This is a genomic window from Qingrenia yutianensis, from assembly GCF_014385105.1.
Taxonomy (GTDB): Bacteria; Bacillota; Clostridia; order UMGS1810; family UMGS1810; genus Qingrenia; species Qingrenia yutianensis.
The window spans coordinates 1-878 of record NZ_JACRTE010000074.1 but is presented as its reverse complement, the minus strand read 5'-3'; the positions used below and the strand labels follow the sequence as shown (position 1 = coordinate 878).

General features: G+C 42.9%; 2 protein-coding genes. Both read left to right on the top strand.

Annotated features, from left to right (window positions below; translation table 11 throughout):
- The first annotated feature begins 55 nt into the window (after window positions 1-55).
- Window positions 56-466: a SpoVG family protein gene (locus H8706_RS12115; protein ID WP_262432699.1), complete on the top strand. Its 411-nt coding sequence runs from the start codon at window positions 56-58 to the stop codon at window positions 464-466.
- A gap of 11 nt (window positions 467-477) precedes the next feature.
- Window positions 478-765, top strand: coding sequence for a DUF3849 domain-containing protein (locus H8706_RS12110; protein WP_262432844.1), 288 nt, complete (start codon window positions 478-480; stop codon window positions 763-765).
- Window positions 766-878: the final 113 nt, after the last annotated feature.

Here is an 878-nt window from a genome sequence, read left to right as displayed (position 1 = left end):
GTGAAAGGTTAAAAGAAGTGGATGATGAGTTATATAAAAGAAAGGGGTAGAATTTATGAATTACAAAGCAAGCGTGAACCTTATTAACAAACCCGGAAGCTTAAAGGGAGTTGCCTCGGTTTCCATCAATGACGAGTTTGTTGTAAAAGGTGTGAGGATTTTTGAGGGCAATGACGGTCCGTTTGTGTCAATGCCTTCCCGTAAGGCAGGAGCCAAATATGAGGATATTTGTTTCCCGATTACAAAAGAGGGAAGAGAAAATCTCCACAGTGCGGTGCTTGAAGCATACGAACAGAAATTAACACAGCAGGAGGAGCAGAACCATGAAGAGGGGAAAGAAACAAAAAAGGCAGGGAATAAAAAGTCTCAAAAGCGTTCAGACGGACAAAAAACTGCCGAAAGCAATACCGAATTGCAGGCGGATCAGAATGAACAGACCGAGGCAGCCCCGGTAATGAATATGTGAGGTGAACAGCTATGGCGGTGGAATTTTACCGTTATTCATACAGGACAGCGGAGCATGACGGCGATGTTGAGGAATACCGAGCAAGCCGTGATGAGAACAGACGATGCACGGAATTCATTCAGCATCCGCAAACCGGACTTTATGCAAACGCATATAAAGATAATGTTGTAGATAAAGACGGAACGTATCTTGATAAATGTATAAGCGAATTTGGTTTTTACTTTGTCCGTCATACATTCGCTGTCATCACAATAAAAATTGCCGTCCAGCATAAACTGTGTTCCCCAATGTTCACCTGATGATTCAATATCCACCAATATAAGCCCGACGCAAAGTGCATTTGTTTCCCGTGATTTGATCACTGCAGGAAGATAGAACATCTCCTCATTGCCGGCATCAATATCATCTACGC